Consider the following 16,167-nt stretch of genomic DNA (forward strand, 5'->3'; position numbering starts at 1 on the left):
TGTGTAAAAACTGCAATAAAAGTGACACGACCGTACAGTCAAAATAGGCGGCGGACAACGCAATAAGGTCGGTGAAATACAATACGGAAGTGGTTGATTTTTAAGCGCTGGTAAAATGAAGTTAAAAAAAACAGCGCTCATGGCGCTGTTTTTTATGCTGTATTTTTTTCAGGCCGAAGCCGGTAATAAACGATGCAGATCGGGCGGCACCTGTGCCAGATCCCAAAGGAAACTGTCCAGTTTGAACGTTGCATTACGGATCTGATGATCAATCTGTGTCAGCTCCTGCTGTACCTGTAAAAAACGCTGCTGGCGACGCATAGCCGACAAAGCCAGTTTTACTTTTTCCGGATCGGAACCCACATACTGGCGTTTGCGCTTACCATTTTTCTGCGGCTCAATCAGATACAGATAACGCCCCTGATGCCAGAACGGAGTGGCATCAACCCTTGGCAATTGCCGCATATCATCCAGTTCGCTGAGTAAATGCGTGCGCAATACCTTCAGGCGTTCCAGCTGATCGTGAATACGTTCAACTTTATCGCCCAGTAATTGCTGATCTCCCATTCCCTGTAAATGAATCTGCTGCCGCGATAAATCGGTCACGGTCATCATACAACCACGGAAACTGCCATCACTGCTGGGAATTGCGGTAGCGGAAATCTGCACCCAGTGCATATCGCGGCTGCGGCTGATCAGACGGACGGTAAAACGGCTGCTGCCCTGCATGCTGAATAACCGCTGGCGTAATAATTCGGCGTCGTCGCGCGGCATCAGTTCGGTTAAGGGCCGCCCGGCCAGTTCTGCCGGAGCATAACCACAGAGACGAACCAGATACGGATTCATATAGGTGATATGTCCGCCGGCATTCACCACCAGCATGCCGTCTTCGGCAAGCTCTACCAGTGTTTCATAGCAGCGGCTGCGCTCATTGCTGGTACAGGTAGTGATTTTTGGCAGTGGCGTTTCATCCACTGCGCTGTGCGAGAAAGACACCGGTACTTCCATATCAGGATCGTACTGGCTCAGCAGGTGAATCAGATCTGCGGCACGCATTGGCCAATCCTCCGTGATACTGCGCCAAAAGACTCTGCGGCGGGAGTCACGATGCTGAATCATCTCGTGCATCGTAATCCTGTCGCCAAAAGACAATAGTCACGATGCTGAATCATTTCATGCATCGTAATCCTGTCGCCAAAAGACAATAGTCACGATGCTGAATCAGCTCATGCATCGTAATCCTGTCGCCAAAAGACATTGCCCGCGATGATGAATGAGCCGGACAGGCGACGCAAGCTTCAGGCGATTTCGAGGCTGAAACCTGCACCTTTCTGCTGACTGACTTCCGCCGCCAGATCGCGGGCGGTCAGCGGATGCTCTGCCAGCCAGCCTTCCGGCAATACCAGTTGCAGACGATCGCCCTCGCTGCGCAACAGCGGACAGGGAACCGGATGCGCGCCACGACTGTGATTGAGCACCACCGCCAGACGCAGTAAGCGCGTGATCTGAATCATCGCCGTGCGGCTGGCCGGAGCGATTTCGGAGAAACTCTCAGGCAGAAATTTACGCCGGTGGCTGCGAACCATGGCCGCCAGTTTGGCTTGCCCCTGACGGGTAAAACCGAGTAAATCCGCATGCTGCACTAAATAAGCGCCGTGTTTATGGAAGCCACTGTGCGCAATGCTCAGACCGATTTCATGTAACTGTGACGCCCAGTCGAGCCAGTAACCCCAGCCGTTATCCAGCTTCCAGTCTTTCTGTACCTGAGCAAACAGGGCGCGCGCCATTTCTTTCACCCGCTGCGCCTGAGCAGTATCGACATAAAAGCGCTCGGCCATGGCCTGTACCGTACGTTCGCGGACATTCTCATGGGTAGAACGCCCGACCAGGTCCCACAATGCGCCTTCGCGCAGCGCACCATCGGAATAAATCATGCGTTCCAGACCGAAGGTATCGAACACCGCCTGCAGAATCGCCAGTCCGCCGATAAATACCTGACGCCGTTCCGGTTTCACTCCCGGCAGACTGACATCATCTGTAGTAGCGTATTGCAGCATCTGTTTGCGCAGTTTTTTCAGCCCGGCAGGCGTGATGCCTTCCGCTTCCCAGCCGTTTTCCACCAGAGCCTGTTCCGCTGCACGGATAGTACCGGAGGAACCAACCGCGCTGTGCCAGCCCAGCTGTTTGTAATGGGTTTCGATATTCAGCAGTTCCTGACGCGCCGCATCAACGGCGTCGTCAAAACGCGCTTCGGTTATCACCCCATCCGGGAAAAACTGTTTCGTATAGGAAACGCAGCCCATATGCAGGCTTTCCAGCGCCTTGGGCTCAAAGCGTTCGCCAATAATAAATTCGGTGCTGCCACCGCCGATATCCACCACCAGACGGCGACCGGCATCGTCAGCCAGCGTGTGCGCCACACCGAGATAAATAAGGCGTGCTTCTTCCCGCCCGGCAATGACTTCAATCGGGTAACCCAGAATCTCTTCGGCACGTTCAATAAACTGCTGACGGTTGCGCGCCGCGCGCAGTGCATTGGTGGCCAGCACACTCACCCGGCGTGGTTCCATGCCCTGCATAAACTGCGCAAACTCGCGCAGGCACTCAAGTCCGCGCTGTTGCGCTTCTTCCGACAGAATACCGCGTTCATCCAGACCGGCAGCCAGCTGAACCTTCTGACCACGACGTTCAAGGGTACGTATTTCGCCCTGAAACTCCTGTGCGATGACCATATGAAAACTGTTGGAACCCAGGTCCACCGCTGCGATCAGATCGTTCATCGCGCCAGTGTTATCTGTCATAACTACTTTCCTGAATACTGGTAACCCTGCACCGCGAATACACCGGATGCGGGTTTATGCTCTGCCGGAACAGACTTTAAAAGTGCTGCCGCCGACCCCATTTAGCGAATAAGACTGAATATGCAGCCAGCGACATCCTACGTCCAGCGGAGAATCGGTAATTGATTCCAGACAAAGCCGGCGTACAATGCGGGGCTGCGAAACTTAAATTCCACAGGGGAAACACATGAGCGACAACATCCTGACCGTAACCGACGACTCCTTCGATGCCGATGTACTGGGCTCTGACGTACCTGTACTGGTTGATTTCTGGGCTGAGTGGTGTGGTCCGTGCAAAATGATTGCGCCGGTGCTGGAAGAGATTGCCGAAGAATATGACGGCAAACTGAAAATCGCCAAACTGAACATCGACCAGAACGAAGCCACTGCACCTAAGTTTGGTATCCGCTCTATCCCTACCCTGATCCTGTTCAAAAATGGTCAGGCTGAAGCCACCAAAATTGGTGCGATGAGCAAATCTGAACTGGCTGCTTTCATCGAGCAGGCACTCTGATAAGCCATTGTCTACCTTGGTAGCAGCTTGTTTATAAAAAGGCGCCACAGGCGCCTTTTTCTGTAGACACCCAAAAACAATGTGTCTATAGTCTGTTGATGTTCGGGGTTCCCCCACGCATTCCTCTCTTGATGAATCATCAAAAATCCTTCAATAACTGCAATAAACACCAGCCCTTTATGAATCTTTCTGATCTGAAACTGAAGTCCGTTCCTCAGCTCCTGGAAATAGCCAAGGAGATGAATCTTGAGAACGTCAGCCGCACCCGCAAACAGGACATTATCTTTGCCATCCTGAAACACCACGCGAAAAGCGGTGAAGACATCTACGGTGATGGCGTACTGGAAATTCTTCAGGATGGTTTTGGCTTCCTGCGCAGTGCCAACAGCTCCTACCTTGCAGGCCCCGACGATATCTACGTGTCACCGAGTCAGATCCGTCGTTTTAACCTGCGTAAAGGTGATGAGGTTGCCGGTAAAATCCGCCCACCGAAAGAAGGCGAACGCTACTTCGCGTTACTGAAGGTTAACCAGATTAACGGCGATAAGCCGGAAAACACCAAATCCAAAGTCCTGTTCGAAAACCTTACCCCACTGTTCCCACAAGAGCGTTTTGTCCTCGAACAGGGTAACGGCTCTACCGAAGATTTATCCTCCCGTGTACTCGACCTGGTGGCGCCAATCGGTAAAGGCCAGCGTGGTCTGATCGTGGCACCGCCAAAAGCCGGTAAAACCATGCTGCTGCAGACCATTGCACAGTCAATTACCCGCAATAATCCTGAGTGCGACCTGATCGTTCTGCTGATCGACGAACGTCCGGAAGAAGTAACCGAGATGAAACGTTCGGTACGCGGTGAAGTGGTTGCCTCGACGTTCGATGAGCCACCGGCACGTCACGTTCAGGTTGCCGAAATGGTAATCGAAAAAGCCAAGCGTCTGGTTGAACACAAACGCGACGTGGTGATTCTGCTCGACTCCATTACCCGTCTGGCCCGTGCTTACAACACCGTTGTGCCAAGCTCAGGCAAGGTACTGACCGGTGGTGTGGATGCCAACGCGCTGGAAAAACCAAAGCGCTTCTTTGGTGCTGCCCGTAATGTTGAAGAAGGCGGCTCGCTGACCATTATCGCCACCACGCTGGTTGATACCGGTTCGAAGATGGACGAAGTGATCTACGAAGAATTTAAAGGTACCGGTAACCAGGAACTGCACCTCGACCGTAAAGTGGCCGAGAAGCGTATCTACCCGGCCATCAACATCCGTCGTTCCGGCACCCGCCGTGAAGATATGATGTTTGATGAAATGTCGCTGCAGCGTCTGTGGATTCTGCGTCGCCTGCTGACCGAGATGGAAGATGTTCAGGCCATCGAGTTCCTGCTCGATAAGCTGCGTCAGACTAAAACCAATGACGACTTCTTCGACTCCATGCGCGGTGGTTCAGGCAAATAAGCCTGACCTGCGCGACCAGAAAGGCCTCCCTTGCGGAGGCTTTTTTGTGTCTGCAGGAAACGCGTGCATACAAACAGCGCGCATAAAAAAACCGCCAGCAGGCGGTTTTATAAGAGAGGCGGTTTAATCATAAAACCGCATCGGCATCAGGCTGGCAGTAATGCCCCACCCATAGCTTCTTTCAGTTTCTTCATCGCGTTCTTTTCCAGCTGACGGATACGCTCAGCAGATACCTGATAAACCGCCGCCAGATCGTGCAGAGTGGCTTTTTCTTCACTCAGCCAGCGCTGCTGCAGAATCGCACGGCTGCGCTCATCCAGCTGATCCAGCGCCATATGCAGACGGTCGTTGGAATCCTGCTCGAAGTTATCCGACTCAACCATCAGTGCCGGATCAGCACTGTGATCTTCCAGATAATGAGCCGGAGCCTGATAGGCGGTTTCGTCATCGTCATCGACGCCGGCATCAAAGGCCGCATCGTAAGCATTCAGACGACCTTCCATCTCGAATACGGTTTTGGTTTCCACACCGAGATCTTCGGCAATGGATTTGGCTTCTGCCTGGCTCAGCCAGCCCAGACGTTTCTTCTGGCTGCGCAGGTTAAAGAACAGCTTACGCTGGGCCTTGGTGGTGGCCACTTTAACGATGCGCCAGTTGCGCAGAATAAATTCGTGAATTTCGGCCTTGATCCAGTGCACAGCGAAGGACACCAGACGCACACCCACTTCCGGGTTAAAACGCTTAACAGCCTTCATCAGGCCAACGTTACCTTCCTGAATCAGGTCAGCCTGATTCAGACCATAGCCGGAGTAGCTGCGGGCAATATGGACAACAAAACGCATGTGCGCCATAACCAGACGGCGTGCGGCTTCGAGATCGGCGTGGTAATGAAGTTGTTCCGCCAGATGCTTCTCTTCTTCCGGGGTGAGCACAGGAATCGCATTAACCGTGGCAATGTACGACTCCAGGTTTGCACCAGGGGACAAAGCGTTAACGGCTTGCATACCTTTGTTCATTGAACCTTCCTCTTAATGCCTCTGTGAGGTGCTTTTTGCAGCCTCTGCGAAGTATGTTGGCGACTGAGTTTAGCACTTGCAAAGTCTGACAGCCAATATGCCATTAAGTTCCTTTACGGAACAATACATTCAGTTTTGACCAGATCAGGGCTCTATATGATCTAAATGCCGACTGACCGACCACCAGGCGCCTAACCAACCCAGCAACATCGCCGCCAGCAGCAACACCATCGCGGCTCCTGCCGACAGCGGTTTCAGTTCAAAGCCCGAACCATAAAGCTCAGCCAGATCCGCCACCGGGCCGTTCAGCAACGCCCAGCACAGAATCAGCAATAACCAGGCCAGCAGACCACCCACCATGCCATACCATAAGCCGGTATACAGGAACGGGCGGCGCACATAAGCGTTGGTACCACCGACCAGCTTCACCACGCGGATTTCGTCCACCCGTGCGGCAATCGCCAAACGGATGGTATTGCCCACTACCAGCAGAATCGCCAGCGCCAGCAACACACCCAGCACGCCGATTAAACGCTCGGCCAGTGCCAGCATCGCCTGCAGCCGTTCCACCCAGGCCATATCCAGCTGCACACTATCGACCAGCTGGTAGGATTTAAGTTGCTCAATCAGGCGTAACAACGCAGCCTGTTCGATGCCCAGCGGCGGCTCTACAAGAATGACGGCAGGCAACGGATTTTCCGGCAGAAAATCCAGTGCTGCCTGCAGGCCACTGTTATCGCGGAAATCATCCAGTGCGGTATCGGCATCGATAAATTCGGTATTGGCCACGCTGTCGAGGGCGGCAATGCGGTCACTCAGCTGCTGACCCTGCTGCTCGGTCGCCTTTGGTGTCAGATACAGCGTGATCCGGCCCGATGCCTGAAAGCGGCCGCTGAGCTGCTCCATATTATCCAGCGCCATCCACAGCGCGCCCGGTAAGGTCAGGGCAATGGCAATCACCATCCAGGTCAGCAGGCTGCCCAGCGGTTTGCTCAGCAGACGCATCAGGGTTTCCACCGCCACCAGCTGATGGTTCGCCGCCCAGGCATTCAGCCGTTTGCGCATGCCGATTTCCTGCAGCGATGCACCGGCCTGGGTTTTTACGCTGTTTTTCGGCTCAGCCATAAATACCTCCGGCACCGGCGATCTGACCTTCGTGCAGATGACCGTGATCGAGGATCAGGCGGCGGTGCCCCATGCGTTCAATCAGGGCGATATCGTGGCTGGCAATCAGCACGGTGACGCCCACCTGCTGGAAGCGCAGAAACAGATTCATAATCTCGGCCGACAATTCAGGGTCGAGGTTACCGGTTGGCTCATCCGCCAGCAGCAGTGCCGGCTTGTTCACCACCGCACGGGCAATACCAACGCGCTGTTGTTCACCGCCGGACAGTTCGATCGGGTTGCGTTTTTCCATGCCCAGCAAACCAACCGAATCGAGGGCCGCACGCACACGGCGTCCGGCTTCGGCCGGGGTATAACCGGCAATCTGCAGAGGGAGGGCGACGTTATCAAAGACGCTGCGGTCAAACAGCAGCTGGTGATTCTGGAACACCACGCCAACTTTGCGGCGCAGGTAAGGGATTTGCCCGGCGCGCAGGCGCCCGAGGTTCTGACCATCGACAAACACCTGACCACGGGAAGGACGCTCCATCAGCATCATCAGCTTCAGCAACGTACTTTTGCCGGCACCGCTGTGCCCGGTAAGAAAGGCAAATTCGCCACGGGCCAGCTCAAAGCTGATGCCACTGAGGGCTTCTTTGCCTCCGGGGTAACGTTTACCGACCCGGTCAAACTGCACCATGGTCATATCCGGCTCCTGTTTTTATGTTTGTTATATCAGTCGACTGGATCTGTTCGCGACCGTCAGCCGTTGTCGTTCTGCTCGCGCTGGAACAGTGCACGGGTAAATTCTTCGGCATTAAAAGGACGCAGGTCATCGATACCTTCGCCCACACCGATATAACGTACCGGCAGGCCAAAGTGGCGGGCCAGCGCAAAGATAATACCGCCCTTGGCGGTACCATCGAGCTTGGTCAGGGTCAGACCGGTCACGCCGACCGCCTGCTGGAACTGACGCGCCTGGTTAATGGCGTTCTGGCCAGTTCCCGCATCCAGCACCAGCATCACTTCGTGTGGTGCGCTGTCGTCGAGTTTTTTCATGACCCGCACGACTTTTTCCAGCTCCTGCATCAGGTTGTCTTTGGTGTGCAGACGACCGGCAGTATCGGCGATCAGGACATCGACCTTACGCGCTTTGGCTGCTTCCAGTGCATCGTACAGTACCGAAGCTGAATCGGCGCCGGTGTGCTGGGCAATCACCGGCACATTATTGCGTTCACCCCAGACCTGCAGCTGCTCAACCGCTGCGGCACGGAAGGTATCACCGGCCGCCAGCATGACGTTTTTGCCATCGCTCTGGAATTGTTTGGCCAGCTTACCGATGGTGGTGGTTTTCCCCACACCGTTAATACCAACCATCAGAATCACATAAGGCTTTTTGCTGCTGTCGATCACCAGCGGGGCCTGCACATCGCCCAGCGTGTCCTGCAGCTCGCCAATTAAGGCGTTATAGAGGGCATCGGAATCACTCAGTTCCTTGCGGCTGACGCGGGCGGTCAGGCGGCTCATGATGTCCTGCGTGGCTTCGACACCCACGTCGGCCATGATCAGCTGGGTTTCCAGTTCTTCCAGCAGGTCATCGTCGATTTCTTTTTTGCCCAGCAACAGGTTGGCCAGGCCATCGCTCAGGCCGCTGCGGGTTTTGCTCAGGCCCTGACGGATACGGCTGAAAAAGCCCGGCTTTTTCGTGCCCTGATTATCCAGCGGTTTATCCTGAGTCTGCGGCTGGGCCGGAGCCGGAACTTCAGCAACCGGAGCTTCAACTGGTTCGTCGTCAGCAACTGCTTCATCTTCAGTAACGGGGCTTGCTGCGGCCACCGGCGTCACCACTTCAGCGGCTGGTGCTGCTGCCGCTTCGGTTACGGCTTCCGTACTGTCAGCCTGCACCTGTTCAGGAGACGGTTCAGCAGATTGTTCTGGGGATTCAGATTCCGCCGGGGTTTCTTTGGCGGCTTCCGGAGCATTTTTTTTGCGCTTAAAAAAATCAAACATCGGGGCACTCAGACATCAGGGACAATAATGGATGTTCGTTATGCGCCGGTTTTGCGGGGTGTTGTGGGGTTTTGCGAAACAGTGCAATCGGGCCAAAGCCCATCACGTTATTTCCGCACCCGGCGTCAGGGCGCTATCCTACCATCATTCCGCCGTATGTAATCGGCAGCGGATAAATTTCACCCCGCATTCAGGGCATGTTTGCACCTGAAACCGGCAACCACCATCAAACCGGGATAACCGCCCTATGCTGCACGGCTTCAGCCGCACCACCCTGAGCGCTCTGATTATCATCTGCCTGCTGCTGATCAGCTGGATTAATCTCGGTTGGAAAGATGAAGAGCAACAGCCATTACCGGCGCTGCAGCAACCGCCGCTGGCCGCTGCTGGCTGGCAGTTCTGGCAGAGTCTGGAAGGTGTCGGTGTTTATCTGCGCAGTGCCGGCGATGTGAATGGTGGCTATCTGGCCCTGCGCACCACCAGCGCTGTGTACACACTGAAGCTGCCTGCCACAGACTGGGCCGAAAACCTGAAACAGCAACTGCCGGGTAACCTGAAAGGAGGCCCGGCGCTGCTGCTGATTGCCGGGCCATGGGATGAACTCAGCCAGAAAACTATGGCCGCTTACGTCATCCGCAGCCTGAATCTGCAGCCGCTGGAACCTCTCAGCGGGTCGCTTCCGGCCTGTATCCAGGAGCATCTGGCGGGTGCCTTGTGGCTGACTCAGGCGCTGTTACCTGCTTCGGCGCTACAACCGGCACACGCCTGGGCAACCCTTTACAGCTTGCCGGACAGCCTTGATATGCTGATCAGTCCCGACACACAAACCAGAACCGCAGACCCAACACGCAGCGCCTGGGCCGAATGGCGGCTTGAGCAGGCCCGGTTGCTGCGCCAAAGCTGGCAGGATGACCGTGATCAGATCGACATTCAGGCCGATCTTGCCTACTATCGCCTGCCGGAAGACCTCTACCGCCAGCTGTATCATCAGCTCGGCCAGAGCCAGAAAACCGCTCCCGCTGAATTGCTGCACTGTCTGTCGGCAACTCGGCCGCAGCGCGAACCCAGCCAGCACTGAAGAACTCATGAGCAAAATCCAATCCCAGCAACTGCGTATTATTGGTGGCCAGTGGCGCTCACGCCGCCTGCGTTTTCCCGCCGTCGATGGCCTGCGTCCGACCATGGACCGGGTACGTGAAACCGTCTTTAACTGGCTGCAGTACGATGTCGAAGGCGCACGTGCACTGGACGCCTTTGCCGGTTCCGGCGCACTGGGCTTCGAAGCACTGTCGCGCGGTGCGAAGGAAGTGATTTTTCTGGAGAAGCATCCCAATGCGGCCCTGCAGCTGCGCGAAAATCTGGAAATTCTGCAGGCGCGCAACGCTCAGGTCTGGGCCGGCGATGCCCTGCTGTGGCTGCAACAGAATCCGGAGCCTTTTGATCTGGTGTTTCTCGACCCGCCGTTTGGCAAAGACCTGCTGCAACCGGCCATCGATGCCCTGCGCCTGCTGCCCGGAGCCCTGGTGTATATCGAGCATGAAGTTCGCCTGCAGCCACTGTTTCCGGCCAACTGGCAGGAAATCAAACATAAGGAAACCAAGGAGTTCTGTTTCCGCCTGTTTGAAGTAATGGCGGACCCGGAGCCCTGATTTTTATTGTTTTTTGATTGAGTTATCAAAAGGGCTGAAGAATTCCCGGGCAGGCGATGATAAAGTAGCGCCGCCTGCCATTTAGCGGCAGCTGAATTCTGCTCAATCAGCTATCAATAAGGACATTCCATGCTGAAAACCCTTTCTTTTCTTACCCTTTGCCTGTTAACCGCATTCCGCGCCCAGGCTATTGAAGTCGTTGACTACCCGGTATATCTCGGCGGCGCGCAGTCGCTGAAGGCCGTGATTCTGCCGCTGAAAAACGACGACAGCAAAGCGCTGGTACAGGTTTCCGGTGTTAACCATGCGGTCGACCGGGTGGTCTTTCTGGCAGAAATGCAGGACCGCGGTCAGGGCTCTGTTGCCTACCGCATCGCTTACGATGGCCAGCCAAGAACCCTGATTTTAAAAGGCATGAACTGGGGCAATGAGTACTTTCAGGTATTCCTGCCAGACACCGGCCGTGACGGTGTAAATGTTGGCACGGTTGAGCAAGGTGAAACCGACCCGACCCGTGAAGCACTGGTTGAGCGCTACGGTCTGCAAAACAGCGAAGGCATCCAGAAAAAGCTGGCTCAGTTTAACCGTGATAAACACGTTAAGAACACCGAAGCCATGCTCAGCGAAAAAGACAGCGAAGCCAGCCAGGCCTGCGGCAGCACCATCAAGACCCGTATTGACTGGACCAGCGTGAATGACGGCCTGCTGAAAGATGTCAGCATCGGTGCTTACTGTTCACAGGTTGCCGGCGAAATGGCCCGTATCTGTCAGTATCACCCACAGTTCAAGGCCGACCTGGCGGCACTGCAGACGGTGCAATGCAAGTTTGGTGAGGTTCTGAAGCTGCGCCGTCAGGGCAACGAAGTGACCTTTATGACGGCCAAAGACGCCGCCAACCAGTCTGATTTTGTTAACGCCTACCTGCGTAATTTCTGATTACCGCCATCGTACTTCCGGCCCGCTAACGGGCCGGAACCACGTTAACCGACGGTTTCTTCGTCGGCCTCCAGCCAGCTCGGACGCGGAATAAACTGCTGTTGCAGCTGATTCATCGCCTCGCGGTATTCGTCGGTCAGATAGGGCCGCTCCAGCGTAAACACCTGATAAATACCGCCGCGCAACAGCTCCGGCGAAATCGCATCAACGTCAGCATTGAGCAGATTGCAGCGCAGGAAAGAAAACCAGGACGTCACCACAATCCAGGTATTCAGCGCCAGACTGGCTATGTCAGCTTCGCTGATGCGGATAATGCCAGCCTCTGCCAGCCCACGGAAAATCTGCTGCACCCGTTGCAGACACAGGCGGAAAAACGCGCGGTAACGGGCATGCAGTTCAGCGTCTGCCAGTAACAGATGTTCCATATCGCGGTGCATAAAGCGGTAATCCCACAAACCGGTAAAGATGTCCTGCAGATAACGCAGTTTATCCAGTGGTTGCAGCGCGCGTTCTTCCGGCACCTGCAGAATATCCAGCACCCGGCTTTCATAGCGCTCAAACAGGGCAAAGATAATCGCCTGCTTATTCTTGAAGTGGTAATACAGATTGCCCGGCGAAATCGCCAGATGGGCGGCAATATGATTGGTTGTTACCTTGCGCTCACCCTGCTCATTAAAGAGCTGCAGGCTGGCGTCGAGAATTCGTTCTTTAGTACTCATGCCGTTTCCGCTGTCGCTGCCCGTATTACTGATAAAACGCCGGGCGTCATGTTGTCAGGCGCAGGCTCACACAGATTGGCCGCAAATGCCATGCGCAGAAGGTTGATCTTCGCCATCATTCTTTTACAGTGTTGACCTTTTAGAGTAATGACTCTAATAATACCAACCGACGAAAGCAAACCAATAATAACTATCCCGCAGGAGCCCAGTATGGTCGCGACGGTTACCAGTCTCCACTCTCCCAATGAAGAGCTCGAGCGCATGCACAGCCTGTTCAAACAACAGCAACAGGCGTTCCGTAACAACCCGATGCCGTCCGCCGACGAGCGCATTGCCGATCTGAAGCGTCTGAAGGCTGCCATCCTGAAGTATCAGGATGAACTGGCTGCTGCGGTGAACCAGGATTTCAGCTGCCGTTCAACCGACGAAACCATGATCGCTGAGATCATGACCAGCGTTGAAGGCATCAACTACGCCTGCAAACGTCTGCGCGGCTGGATGAAACCGTCTAAGCGCCACGTCAGCATGCTGTTTGCGCCGTCACACAACCATGTGATGTACCAGCCACTGGGCGTGATCGGCATTATGGTGCCATGGAACTACCCGATTCAGCTGGCCCTGCTGCCGCTGATGACCGCACTGGCCGCCGGTAACCGCGCCATGATCAAGATGTCTGAGTTCACGCCGGTGACCAACAAGGTGCTGAAGAAACTGCTGGCGGAAGTATTCAACGAGAATCAGGTGGCCCTGATCGAAGGTGAAGTGGAAGTATCCTCCGCCTTTGCCGAAATTCCCTGGGATCATCTGGTGTTCACCGGCTCTACCGCCGTTGGCCGCATCGTAATGTCCGCCGCAGCAAAAAACCTGACGCCGGTTACCCTGGAGCTGGGCGGTAAATCGCCAGCCATTATCGCTCCGGGTGCCAGCATGAAAGACGCCGTCGAGCGTATCTGTTTCGGCAAATCCCTGAATGCCGGTCAGACCTGTATCGCCCCGGATTACGTGCTGCTGCCTGCCGGTAAAGAGCAGGAGTTTATCGACACCTATCAGGCTACCTTCGCCCGCATGTATCCGACCATCCGCGACAACAATGATTACACCGCGGTGGTGAACGAACGTCAGCACCAGCGCCTGCAGGCCTGGGTCGCCGATGCGAAAGAGAAAGGCGCCAAAATCACCGTGGTGAATCCGGCCAACGAAGACTTCAGCGGCACCCGCAAGATGCCACTGCACCTGATTGAGAACGGCACCGCCGAGATGAAAGTGCTGCAGGAAGAACTGTTTGGCCCGGTGATGCCGGTGGTGCCTTACCGCTCGCTGGACGATGCCATCGACTACGTTAACGACCGCGACCGCCCGCTGGCGCTGTACTTCTTCAGCTACGACAAAACACAGCAGAAGAAAGTGCTGGAGCGCACCCACGCCGGTGGTGTCACCATCAACGATACACTGATGCACATCGCGCAGGATGATATGCCATTCGGTGGTGTCGGCCCGTCCGGAATGGGTCATTACCACGGCAAAGAAGGTTTTATCGCCCTGTCGAAAGCCAAAGCGGTACACCGTAAAGGCCGCTTCAACAGCGGACAGTTTATCTACCCACCGTACGGCGGCGCGATTCAGGGCCTGATCCGCAAGCTGTTTATCCGCTGAGGAGGCGTTTTATGTTCAACACCTCCCGTCGTGGATTTTTACAACTCAGTGCCAGCTCCGCTGCGGCACTGACCGTGGGCGCCTCGCTGGCCGGCCTGACCGGCTGCAGCAAGGTGCCTGCCGCCGAAGGCTACAAGCTGCTGCGCGCCGGCGATATTGAATTTCTCAGCGCGCTGGCGCCGGTGATTCTGAATAAAAGTTATCCAGGCACTCTGGCCGCCGACGCTCCGGTGCGCCTGACCAAAGCGCTGGACACCCTGATCGGCACCCTCGAAGACTATTCCAGAAGCCAGCTGATACAGCTGCTGGACGTGATGCAGGTTGCTCCGATCCGTGCCGCCATGGGCGCACAATGGGGCAGCTGGAGTGAGGCCAGCGCCGGGCAGATTGAAGCCTTTTTACAGGACTGGAAAACCAGCAGCATCCAGCTGAAGCGCATGGGCTATGGCTCGCTGTGTAAGCTTCTGACCATGTGCTGGTACTCTCAGCCAGAGACCTTTGTCAGCAGCGGCTACCCGGGCGCGCCAAAGAAAATCCCGGCCTGATAACACAGAATAAAAAGAGACAAGGCAATGCAGAATAATAATCAACGCCAGCCCGATATCCCGGTGGTTGCCGGTATTCCCGACCCCATTCTGGACGGTATCGCCAACGGCTGGAACGTACGTGAATCGACCGAAGTCGCCGACGGCAGCGTCATCGAAGCCGACGTCATCATTATCGGTACCGGCGCCGGTGGCGGCACCACCGCAGAGATTCTGGCCAGGGCCGGACTGAAAGTGCTGATGCTGGAAGAAGGCCCGCTGAAAAGCACCAACGATTTCCGCATGGACGAGCGTGAAGCCTACCGCGACCTGTATCAGGAAAGCGCCGGGCGCATGAGCAAAGACGGCGCGATGTCGATCCTGCAGGGGCGCTGCGTTGGCGGCACCACCGTGATCAACTGGACCTCCAGCTTCCGTACCCCGGAGCCAACCCTCGACTACTGGCAGCAGGAGTTTGGCGTGGAAGGTTTCAGCCGCGCTGAAATGGACCCCTGGTTCGAGAAGATGGAACAGCGCCTGAACGTTGCTCCGTGGCAGGTGCCGCCGAATGAAAACAACTCGGTACTGGCCCGCGGCGCCACTCAGCTGGGTATCGACTGGCATGTAATTCCGCGTAACGTATCCGGCTGCTGGAACCTCGGTTACTGCGGTACCGGCTGTCCGACCAACGCCAAGCAATCCATGCTGGTAACCACCATTCCGGCCGCGCTGGATAACCATTCTGAGCTGGTGTACAGCGCCCGTGCCGAACGCCTGATTATGGAAGGCCGCAAAGTACTGGGCGTGGAAGTCACCGCCCTCGGCCGTGATTATCAGCCAAGCGGTAAAAGCTTCGTCGCCAAAGCGCCGCACGTGGTGATGGCCTGTGGTGCGATCAACGGCCCGGCGCTGTTGCTGCGCTCCAAAGCACCGGACCCGCACAAGCGTATCGGTAAGCGTACCTTCTTCCATCCGACCACCTTCTGCTTTGCCGAGTTCGAACAGGTGATCGATCCTTACTATGGCGCGCCACAGTCGATTTACTCCGACCACTTCCAGTGGCTCGAAGTCAGCGGCAAAGTGGGCTACAAACTCGAAGTGCCACCACTGCAGCCGGGGCTGACCTCAGTACTGCTGCTCGGCCATGGTGCTCAGCACTTTGAGGACATCAGCAAGCTGCCGAACCTGCACGCCATGATTGCCCTGCTGCGCGACGGTTTCCACGCCGACAGCGAAGGCGGCAGCATTGAGCTGGCCTCCGATGGCACGCCGATCATCGACTACGAGATCAACGACTACCTGTGGGACGGGGTAATACGCTCCTGGCTGACCATGGCTGAAATTCAGTTTGCTGCCGGTGCCAAAGCGGTACGCGCCTCCCACGTTGATTCGCCATGGTTCCGCAGCTGGGAAGAGGCCAAAGCCGGTATCAGTCAGCTGGAGTTCCGCTCCAATGCCTTTACCGCCGGTTCCGCTCACTGTATGGGTGGCCTGACCATGGGTGAAGATCAGAGCCGTTGCCTGGTCGACAGCAATGGTAAGTACCATCACCTCGATAACCTCTATGTGTTTGACGGTTCGGCCTTCCCGACCAGTATCGGCGCTAACCCACAGCTGTCGATCTATGGTCTGGCCTGCAAGCAGGCCAACAAACTGCTGGAAACCATCAAAGCCAGCGCCTGACGATTCCTCTGTCAGCTGCCGTGGATCATTTGATCCACGGCAAACTTACCCTTGTTATCCGCCCCTGCACG

The 16,167-nt window shown here is 55.8% G+C and carries 15 protein-coding genes; 8 read left to right on the forward strand and 7 right to left on the reverse strand.

Annotated elements, in window-relative coordinates:
• Positions 1-168: 168 nt before the first annotated feature.
• Complete coding sequence (locus MT343_RS18690) at positions 169-1,056, reverse strand: PAS domain S-box protein (RefSeq protein ID WP_186435830.1); 888 nt, start codon at positions 1,054-1,056, stop codon at positions 169-171.
• 242 nt (positions 1,057-1,298) lie between these two features.
• Entirely contained in the window at positions 1,299-2,801 is a 1,503-nt protein-coding gene (ppx, locus tag MT343_RS18695) for an exopolyphosphatase (protein ID WP_186435829.1), read from the reverse strand.
• Between the two features lie 226 nt (positions 2,802-3,027).
• Between ppx and trxA the strand changes: the two genes are divergently transcribed.
• Both trxA and rho read left to right on the forward strand, forming a co-directional pair.
• A complete protein-coding gene (gene trxA / locus MT343_RS18700) occupies positions 3,028-3,354 on the forward strand; it encodes a thioredoxin TrxA (RefSeq protein ID WP_145467618.1) in 327 nt (108 codons plus the stop codon).
• Between the two features lie 179 nt (positions 3,355-3,533).
• A complete protein-coding gene (gene rho / locus MT343_RS18705) occupies positions 3,534-4,802 on the forward strand; it encodes a transcription termination factor Rho (protein WP_145467616.1) in 1,269 nt (422 codons plus the stop codon).
• 146 nt (positions 4,803-4,948) lie between these two features.
• On the opposite strand, the gene rpoH is transcribed toward rho, so the two are convergent.
• From rpoH to ftsY, 4 genes are all read right to left on the reverse strand, one after another.
• Positions 4,949-5,818, reverse strand: a complete 870-nt coding sequence (gene rpoH, locus MT343_RS18710; protein ID WP_145467614.1) for an RNA polymerase sigma factor RpoH — start codon at positions 5,816-5,818, stop codon at positions 4,949-4,951.
• Between the two features lie 144 nt (positions 5,819-5,962).
• A complete protein-coding gene (ftsX, locus tag MT343_RS18715; RefSeq protein WP_145467612.1) occupies positions 5,963-6,943 on the reverse strand; it encodes a permease-like cell division protein FtsX in 981 nt (326 codons plus the stop codon).
• Positions 6,936-7,622: a cell division ATP-binding protein FtsE gene (gene ftsE, locus MT343_RS18720; RefSeq protein ID WP_145468118.1), complete on the reverse strand. Its 687-nt coding sequence runs from the start codon at positions 7,620-7,622 to the stop codon at positions 6,936-6,938. Before ftsE ends, ftsX begins: the two co-directional genes overlap by 8 nt.
• Positions 7,623-7,684: 62 nt before the next feature.
• The gene (gene ftsY, locus MT343_RS18725; protein WP_145467610.1) at positions 7,685-8,932 is read right to left on the reverse strand and encodes a signal recognition particle-docking protein FtsY; all 1,248 of its coding nucleotides are present in this window, start codon (positions 8,930-8,932) and stop codon (positions 7,685-7,687) included.
• 247 nt (positions 8,933-9,179) lie between these two features.
• Between ftsY and MT343_RS18730 the strand changes: the two genes are divergently transcribed.
• The 3 genes from MT343_RS18730 (at position 9,180) to MT343_RS18740 (ending at position 11,517) form a co-directional block, all read left to right on the forward strand.
• Positions 9,180-10,010, forward strand: coding sequence for a hypothetical protein (locus MT343_RS18730; RefSeq protein WP_145467609.1), 831 nt, complete (start codon positions 9,180-9,182; stop codon positions 10,008-10,010).
• Positions 10,011-10,017: 7 nt separating this feature from the next.
• Complete coding sequence (gene rsmD / locus MT343_RS18735; protein WP_145467608.1) at positions 10,018-10,581, forward strand: 16S rRNA (guanine(966)-N(2))-methyltransferase RsmD; 564 nt, start codon at positions 10,018-10,020, stop codon at positions 10,579-10,581.
• A gap of 129 nt (positions 10,582-10,710) precedes the next feature.
• Positions 10,711-11,517: a hypothetical protein gene (locus tag MT343_RS18740; RefSeq protein ID WP_145467607.1), complete on the forward strand. Its 807-nt coding sequence runs from the start codon at positions 10,711-10,713 to the stop codon at positions 11,515-11,517.
• A gap of 44 nt (positions 11,518-11,561) precedes the next feature.
• On the opposite strand, the gene MT343_RS18745 is transcribed toward MT343_RS18740, so the two are convergent.
• Positions 11,562-12,236: a TetR/AcrR family transcriptional regulator gene (locus tag MT343_RS18745; RefSeq protein ID WP_145467606.1), complete on the reverse strand. Its 675-nt coding sequence runs from the start codon at positions 12,234-12,236 to the stop codon at positions 11,562-11,564.
• A 210-nt stretch (positions 12,237-12,446) separates the two neighbouring features.
• On the opposite strand from MT343_RS18745, the gene MT343_RS18750 reads away from it, so the two are divergent.
• The 3 genes from MT343_RS18750 to MT343_RS18760 are packed head-to-tail and all read left to right on the forward strand — an operon-like array spanning position 12,447 to position 16,096.
• On the forward strand, positions 12,447-13,889 hold the full coding sequence (locus MT343_RS18750; RefSeq protein ID WP_145467605.1) for a coniferyl aldehyde dehydrogenase: 1,443 nt from the start codon (positions 12,447-12,449) through the stop codon (positions 13,887-13,889).
• A gap of 11 nt (positions 13,890-13,900) precedes the next feature.
• The gene (locus tag MT343_RS18755) at positions 13,901-14,434 is read left to right on the forward strand and encodes a twin-arginine translocation signal domain-containing protein (protein ID WP_145467603.1); all 534 of its coding nucleotides are present in this window, start codon (positions 13,901-13,903) and stop codon (positions 14,432-14,434) included.
• Between the two features lie 27 nt (positions 14,435-14,461).
• Complete coding sequence (locus tag MT343_RS18760; RefSeq protein ID WP_145467601.1) at positions 14,462-16,096, forward strand: GMC family oxidoreductase; 1,635 nt, start codon at positions 14,462-14,464, stop codon at positions 16,094-16,096.
• The last annotated feature ends 71 nt before the right edge of the window (positions 16,097-16,167 follow it).

The organism is Venatorbacter sp. C2-1, assembly GCF_022832715.1.
Classification (GTDB): domain Bacteria; phylum Pseudomonadota; class Gammaproteobacteria; order Pseudomonadales; family Oceanobacteraceae; genus Venatoribacter; species Venatoribacter alkanivorans.